Raw genomic sequence first — 6,465 nt, 5'->3', positions numbered from 1 at the left:
CGCTCGGTATGAAAACCCCTGCTGAGGCATTCGCATTAGCAGCGTAAGTTGAGCAGGTTCTGCTGGGTCAATACAGACCGTGGCATTTTTTTGGGCATGCCCAGCACCTCGCGGGAGAGACGCAGCTGCATCCAGCCGAGCTAGGGCAGGAAGATGCGACGATTTCCGACATCGAGCTTGAATTGCTGGGGATCGGGGCAGAGGAAGCTATCGCCCGGTCCTTTCTTCTTGAAGCGCGGGAAATAGGCCCGTTGCAAATCCTTGAGCGCATGTTGCAAGGGATGGACCGGCGCATCTTTCTGCTTCGGCGTTTCTTTTCCATTGCGCCACGCCGTCAGGTGCTTCGCCACGACGACGTAACCGATGAACCTGGCCTGCGTCATTGTTTTTTGTAGCACTGCCTGGTTGAAGACGAACCGACACGCCCCGGCGAAGCGGCGCATGTTTCGCGTATTCCGATCAAAAACGAAATAAAGGCGCCTCTCTTTAAAATGATTCTATTGTCGATTATGTACAGCGAGTTTCAAGTCGTCTTCATGGCACAGGAAGAACTGATAGGCATCAGCTTTCAATGAATCGGGAACCTCAGGCAGTGGAGCGGCACGTCCTCCGCCATTGCGTCGTTCAATGGCGTAGTTTTTCAGATCTTTGGAAGCTTGAGATCGGCCAAAGATATCGAACTGCAGGGTCCTGATGCGCTCGCGACTGACATCGATTTCAAGTTTTTGGATGATGTCTTTTGTGATCGATGCGATCAGTCCTGCTTTCCAGGTTTTGATGAATCCACCAAAAACCCCGGCTGCCGTGACTGACAAACTGCTTCTAGCGCCTTCGCTGACAATCGCAATCTGCATTTCAGCATAGGCTCCGGTTGCCGATTGGAACAATGAGCGATGTGAGGAGCGATCGCTGAGTTGATCCTCAATCCATTGCTCAGCAACAGGAAAAGATATTTTGCGACTCATAGTAGGTGCCTAGGAAAAAACGAGGGTGTGGCTGATGTTGTTAAAGACAGTTAGCCGGCGATAGCCGGCCTACTGTTTTGTTTTGAAGTTAAGCTTGCGTACGGGTACGTAAGCCTAACAGAAATTAGCGTACTTAAGCGCAAGCGGGGGTCTCCAGCACTTGCCGGTTGTTACTACCGCTGAAAAAACTTCCCTAGCTCTGCAATCGACCGTTTTTTCTCCGCTTGCACATAGATGGTTGTGGTTTGCAGGTTGGCGTGACCCAGGACGCGCTGTAGCACATCAAGGGGCACCTCGCCAGCTACCGCTTGGGTACCGAAGGTATGCCGGAAGGCATGCGGTCCGGCCTGGCGCAAGTGGGCCCGCTCCGCCGGGTCAAGATCGAAACTGTCGTCTTCGGAGATCCGCCGCAGTGCGGTCTTGATCACCCGATACAGTCCGTCTTGTGAAAACCCGCTCTCGCGCCGATCGCCTATTGGCGTCCTGTGCTTTTGTTGGGCCGACTCGAACGCCGGGGTCACCAACGGGGACAAAAGCGGTAGATCGGCTAGGCCAAAACTGAAATCCAAGGCCCGGTCTGCCCAATGCTGTTGCAGGGCAGTGACGGTGCGCAAGGGAAGAAAGACGGTGCGCCACTTGGCCCGCTTGCCCAGGACATCCATTTCCCAGAGACCCGCCTCACCGGGCACCGGTTTCAGCTTGTCACGAGTGGCATAGGCGGCTTCCTCGCGACGCACACCGGACGTACCGAGCAGCAGGAGGGCGGCCCGGACCAGGCGATATTGCGCCGGTAATGAGATCTCCGCCGCCGCCCCGCGCATCTTGTAGCGTTGCTGCAAGGCGAGAGGAGATTGCGCGCAGAGTTGGTCGAGAATACCGCCGGGATCGGTAAGTTTTTGCCAGAGCGACTGGGTGAGCGCTTTGTCAATCTGAATGGGGGTCAGCGCTTGGGCGACGGCGGGGTCGCTGACCGTGATCCAGGGATTCCCCGCCAGGTAGCGCACGTTAACCAGCCAGGCGAAGAAAGTGCGGATCGCCTGCACGGCGTAGCGTTGCGAAGCGGCGGCGGGCGTTCCGGCGAACGGTCGCCAGGCCGCCGAATGGCGCCGGGTTTTCGGGCCAATCCAGGCGGCGGTCGGGGCTGCCAGGAAGTCTTTGTACGCTTCGCAATCCTCCTGCTGGATCGACGAACCTCGATGTTTTGGGCCATACTAGGTGAGCTTAAAAGGAAGCTTCCGCAGTTTTTTCGTAGCGTGCCAGAATAACGGAAGTTAATGGACGTTGTGGAGAGTCTGTCGAAATTCCCGGAACGCGGCAGCTATCCGAAAGAACTAGCCCGGAAATTTCATAGATAGGTCGGCGGAACAGCCGGAAAGGCGCTCTAATACAGGTGTCGAAGCCGTATTGAGAGGAGTTCCGCCGATGCCAAATTGTACCGCTGGGTTGATGTCATTTGGGCGCCTTGGTCGTTGTGAGATCGAAGCGAATTTTGAAGGTGGTGCGTTGAGTTCGGACGGTGGCCTGATGCTGCTTCGGCAGGTGGATCGTCGGATCGGTTTGTCCAAGGCGGTGGCCGGTGCGCTGCACGATCCGCGCAATCAGGAGATGATTGTGCATGAAATGCGCGACCTGGTTGCCCAGCGGCTGTATGCCCTGTGTTGTGGCTATGAGGATTTGAACGACCACGCTGCCTTGCGGCGTGATCCGCTGATGCAGACGGCGGTCGGCCGCACTGAGGAGTTGGGGAGCAGCCCGACCCTGTGCCGCTTGGAGAAGCGGGCCACTCGTGCGGATGTGGTCGCCTTGAACCGGGTACTGGTTGAGCAGTTCATCGCCAGCCATGCTTGTCCTCCCAAGGCATTGGTGCTCGATATCGATGCCTCCGATATTCCACTGCACGGTGATCAGGAACAGAAGGAATTCCACGCCTACTACGACAGCCATTGCTACCTGCCGCTCTACGTCTTCTGTGGCAAAGCCATGCTGGCCTGTGTGCTGCGCCGAAGCCGCATTGACGGTGCCCGGCATGCTGCGGCGGTGATCAAGCTGATTGTGACGTGTCTGCGTCAGGCTTGGCCCTGTGTGCGAATTATCGTCCGCGGTGATTCGGGATTCTGCCGGCAACGCCTGATCCGCTGGTGCGAGCGTCAGGACATCGGCTATGTCATCGGCCTGGCGAGAAACGCCGTTCTGCACCGCCAGGTTGAAGGCTGGGAAGGCCTGATGGAGCATGCCTACGCAGCCACAGGCACCAAGCAGCGGTTGATTCGTGAGTTTCGCTATGCCGCCCAGAGTTGGGATCGCCCACGGCGGGTCGTGACACGGTTGGAGTTCGGCGCACAGGGTAGCAATCCACGCTTCATCGTGACCAATCTCGAAGGCATGGCGACCGACTTGTACGATGGTCTTTACTGCCAACGCGGGGAAGCCGAGAACCGGATCAAGGAAGCCCAACTTGATCTATTCGGAACCCGTGCCAGTTGCCAGCGCTTTCTCGCCAACTGGCTGCGGGTCATGTTCTCTGCGCTGGCCTACACGCTGATGCAGGGCTTGCGAGAATTGGCGCTGGCGAACACCGAACTGGCCAAGGCCTCGGCAGCCACGATTCGTGTTCGCTTGCTCAAAATCGGTGCTGCCGTACTGCGCAACACCCGGCGCATCCGCATCCTGTTGGCCTCTCATCATCCGTTGCGCGATGCTTACTTGATGGCCGCCAATACACTGGCTTCTCCGTAGCCATTCCTGCGTGCGTCCCCGACACGTTGAGCATCGGGGGTAGGGGATAGTCCGTCTTCAATCAGCAACATTGCTCAATATTTGGGCAAAACCTCTTCCGCCCTCCGCAATCAAGCTCTCGCACCCTCTGAAATGAAACACATTGGAGGCTGGTGAAATTTGCGGGCTAGGCGGCCTTGGGATCAAAGAATACCGCCAGACATTCTTCAAACCCTACCGCGTGATCTACCGTGTGACAGGCAACCAGGTCATTATTTACTTGATTGCGGACGGACGTCTTGACATGCAATCCGTACTCGCTCGCCGCCTGTTAGGCGCTTGACCCGCAGCAACCTGCAAGGCCAACGACATCCACCCCTACGCCTACCTCGTCAGCCTCTTCGGCAAAAATGCCGACCGCGAAAACCGCCGACGACTTCGAGGCATTGCTGCCTTGGCGGATGATAACCGTCAGTTGACCTCTAAGCCCGAGGCTAACCCAAGCACGATAAAAGCCAACTCTTGTGTGCTTGCAGGGCGGTATGCAGAAGGTCCAAGTTCAGTTGCGGACGAGTGATCGACTTGCCAATCGAGCCTGCGTTTCGCTTCTATTTCGCCAAAATCGCGTTATTCATACAATAACCGCAGGACTGATAATAAACATTATCAGGCAACCATAAATGTGGCGGTAGCGGGCTCGATATGTTCCCACCCACGACGGCTGACATGCCGTTTCTGATCGGCAGTCGTGGCAAGCGACTGGGGGAGCCGCTCGGCGAACGACAGGCGCATCGCGTCTTCAACGCATTACGCGACGACCTGGGCTGGGTGAATCGTGGCGCGCACGCAGCGCCCCGGTTGCATGACCTGCGCCATACGATAGTGATTTTGGCAAAACGATCGGTAACTAACTGGAAAAGGGAGGACGATTTAGAGATCGCGCGCGCTCTCTCTGCCGCACGGATGACTTCTGCTGCGGAAAAAGCCAAAAAGGAGTGCCGGAACATTCTCCATATCGGAAAATTTCTGGAAGACAGTGCGGATATGCCCTTCTGAGACATGCTCCTTACCGAATAAACAATTCCATACGCATAATAAAGATTATGTAAAATTCATAATCCAGGCGTTGCGATCGGACACCAATTGGGTAGCGATTGCACCGAGAACCAGCATTAACTCCCGAAGTAATGCACCGGACCGGAAGAAGTAACTTCCCGATCCGGTGCTAAGGTTACAGCCGTATCTCGCGATCGGTGGCGCTGCGCGCATCCTGCGCCGGGCGCCAGTAGCGCACGATGGCTTCCTCGATCACCAGCGCCTGTAGCTGCCGGGCGATGCCGACGCCCTCATCGTGGAAACGGCCCCAGAAGAAGCGCTGCGACCTGTCGGGCGTCCAGTGTTCCTTGAGGTACTTCAGCCAGTACTCGAATTTCCCGGCCAGGCGATGAACCTCTTTGTTGCCCGGAAAAGCCGCTTCTGCATCAGTAGCCTGGCCGTTCTCCCACAGCCAGTTGCCCTCCAAGTCGGGGCAGACCACGAGTTCGCGCTTCGGTTCGTTGGCAGCCTCGTCGACCCAGACGAAGGCCCTAGGCTGGTGGGCTCCGCCGATCATCCGCCCGGTTGCGACGTTCGTTCCGGAACGGACCCGGATCAGCGGTTCGGCCGGTGGCTGTTTCGTTTCGCCGATCCAATTGCGACCGAGGCCAAGCCGGCGACCGGCATTCTGTTCATGTTTCATGGCAATCTCCTGAAAGTTGATAGAGCGTGCGGAATCAGGACGCAATGCGGGTGCACTGCGCAGATAACCGTTAAGCTCGTGTCAGACGTTTCAGGTGGATCGCATGGTGTAGTTCGGTCTCCGGAATGAAAAAACCCGCTTAGCGTTCGCTCAGTCGGGTTCCCAAGCTTTAGCCGCATTTGTTGCGCGCCCGCAAGCTGAACCTCAAATCGGCGCGATGAACCAATATAGGCCGGGCGAAACGCCATGTCAAACGGAATACCAGGGGAATCGGAACCGGTATGAATGGCGCTGCGGAAACGAAAACGCTCCACATACTTATCTTATGTGAAGGGTTCGGGGTCTATCCCCCGAGGTATTCGCTGGCGTCCGCCGCGGGAGGAATCGTCATGGCAAGAAGCCCGTGCCCGGTATCGAGCACGCAGGCTGAGTGTTCGTCTCGATATCGCCGGTAGGTATCCGTAAACCGATGGATACTATACGGTTTCCGATTGTCCAGCCCTGCCTAAAGCGATTTCGCCGCGTGGTGGATGCGGAGTATTTCCACGTCCTCTCCCCTTACCCGGTAGATGGCCAGGTAGTTGGCGTGCAGCACGAGTTCGCGGGTGCCGGGCACCCTGCCCGCCCGCCCCATGCCGGGAAAGGACTGGAGCTTTTCCGTCGCCGCCTTGAGCTCCTTGGCGAAGCGCGTGGCATCCGGCGGCTTGTCATGGGCGATGTAGGTGGCGATATCGTCGAGGTTGCGGAGCGCGGTCCGCGTCCATTTAAGCGCCATGCTTGGCGAACGTCGCGGCTACTTCCTCCGGGGAGGCGAAATCGCCCGCGTCAGCTTCGGCGATGCCCGCGCGGATGTCTCGTACCTGCCAGGACTCGCTCTCGACGTAGCCCTTCAAAGCCTCGATGGCCAGGAAGCTCTTCGTCCGCGCGGTCGCCCGAGCGAGTTCCTCGATCTGCCCGTAGAGGGCTTCCGGTATCCGGACGTTCATCGTTCTGGTCGTCATTTTGCCACTCCTGCGTTACATGTATTACGTTGCATTTTATGCGTTA

General features: G+C 57.4%; 8 protein-coding genes. 2 read left to right on the top strand and 6 right to left on the bottom strand.

The genetic code is table 11. The features are described 5' to 3' along the window. Window positions 1-140 precede the first annotated feature (140 nt). The 3 genes from AACO21_RS15605 to AACO21_RS15595 all read right to left on the bottom strand — a co-directional run bounded on the left by AACO21_RS15605 (window position 141) and on the right by AACO21_RS15595 (window position 2,008). Window positions 141-443 (bottom strand): hypothetical protein, encoded by a 303-nt coding sequence (locus AACO21_RS15605; protein WP_346193452.1) that lies wholly within the window; start codon window positions 441-443, stop codon window positions 141-143. A 54-nt stretch (window positions 444-497) separates the two neighbouring features. Continuing rightward, the gene (locus AACO21_RS15600; protein ID WP_346193451.1) at window positions 498-965 is read right to left on the bottom strand and encodes a hypothetical protein; all 468 of its coding nucleotides are present in this window, start codon (window positions 963-965) and stop codon (window positions 498-500) included. A gap of 173 nt (window positions 966-1,138) precedes the next feature. Next, window positions 1,139-2,008 (bottom strand): site-specific integrase, encoded by an 870-nt coding sequence (locus tag AACO21_RS15595; RefSeq protein ID WP_346193450.1) that lies wholly within the window; start codon window positions 2,006-2,008, stop codon window positions 1,139-1,141. Window positions 2,009-2,387: 379 nt separating this feature from the next. Here AACO21_RS15595 and AACO21_RS15590 point away from each other — a divergent pair, with 379 nt between their 5' ends. Continuing rightward, window positions 2,388-3,701, top strand: coding sequence for an IS1380 family transposase (locus AACO21_RS15590; protein ID WP_346193449.1), 1,314 nt, complete (start codon window positions 2,388-2,390; stop codon window positions 3,699-3,701). A gap of 705 nt (window positions 3,702-4,406) precedes the next feature. Then, window positions 4,407-4,736 (top strand): hypothetical protein, encoded by a 330-nt coding sequence (locus AACO21_RS15585; protein ID WP_346193448.1) that lies wholly within the window; start codon window positions 4,407-4,409, stop codon window positions 4,734-4,736. 175 nt (window positions 4,737-4,911) lie between these two features. On the opposite strand, the gene AACO21_RS15580 is transcribed toward AACO21_RS15585, so the two are convergent. The 3 genes from AACO21_RS15580 to AACO21_RS15570 form a co-directional block, all read right to left on the bottom strand. After that, window positions 4,912-5,418, bottom strand: coding sequence for a hypothetical protein (locus AACO21_RS15580; protein ID WP_346193447.1), 507 nt, complete (start codon window positions 5,416-5,418; stop codon window positions 4,912-4,914). A 505-nt stretch (window positions 5,419-5,923) separates the two neighbouring features. After that, window positions 5,924-6,193: a type II toxin-antitoxin system RelE/ParE family toxin gene (locus AACO21_RS15575; protein ID WP_346193446.1), complete on the bottom strand. Its 270-nt coding sequence runs from the start codon at window positions 6,191-6,193 to the stop codon at window positions 5,924-5,926. Continuing rightward, window positions 6,183-6,419 carry a CopG family transcriptional regulator gene (locus tag AACO21_RS15570; protein WP_346193445.1) on the bottom strand — a complete coding sequence of 79 codons (237 nt, stop codon included), beginning with the start codon at window positions 6,417-6,419 and terminating at the stop codon, window positions 6,183-6,185. The genes AACO21_RS15575 and AACO21_RS15570 overlap by 11 nt, the downstream gene beginning before the upstream one ends. Window positions 6,420-6,465: the final 46 nt, after the last annotated feature.

Origin of the sequence: Dechloromonas sp. ZS-1 (assembly GCF_039649255.1) — a bacterium.
Taxonomy (GTDB): Bacteria; Pseudomonadota; Gammaproteobacteria; order Burkholderiales; family Rhodocyclaceae; genus Azonexus.
This window is presented reverse-complemented; position numbering and strand designations above follow the sequence as displayed.

Bases quoted from the DNA above. Each gene is read 5' to 3' on its own strand.
- AACO21_RS15575 (WP_346193446.1), bottom strand. From the start codon at position 6,193: ATGGCGCTTAAATGGACGCGGACCGCGCTCCGCAACCTCGACGATATC.
- AACO21_RS15580 (WP_346193447.1), bottom strand. From the start codon at position 5,418: ATGAAACATGAACAGAATGCCGGTCGCCGGCTTGGCCTCGGTCGCAAT.
- AACO21_RS15585 (WP_346193448.1), top strand. From the start codon at position 4,407: ATGCCGTTTCTGATCGGCAGTCGTGGCAAGCGACTGGGGGAGCCGCTC.
- AACO21_RS15600 (WP_346193451.1), bottom strand. From the start codon at position 965: ATGAGTCGCAAAATATCTTTTCCTGTTGCTGAGCAATGGATTGAGGAT.
- AACO21_RS15605 (WP_346193452.1), bottom strand. From the start codon at position 443: ATGCGCCGCTTCGCCGGGGCGTGTCGGTTCGTCTTCAACCAGGCAGTG.
- AACO21_RS15590 (WP_346193449.1), top strand. From the start codon at position 2,388: ATGCCAAATTGTACCGCTGGGTTGATGTCATTTGGGCGCCTTGGTCGT.
- AACO21_RS15570 (WP_346193445.1), bottom strand. From the start codon at position 6,419: ATGACGACCAGAACGATGAACGTCCGGATACCGGAAGCCCTCTACGGG.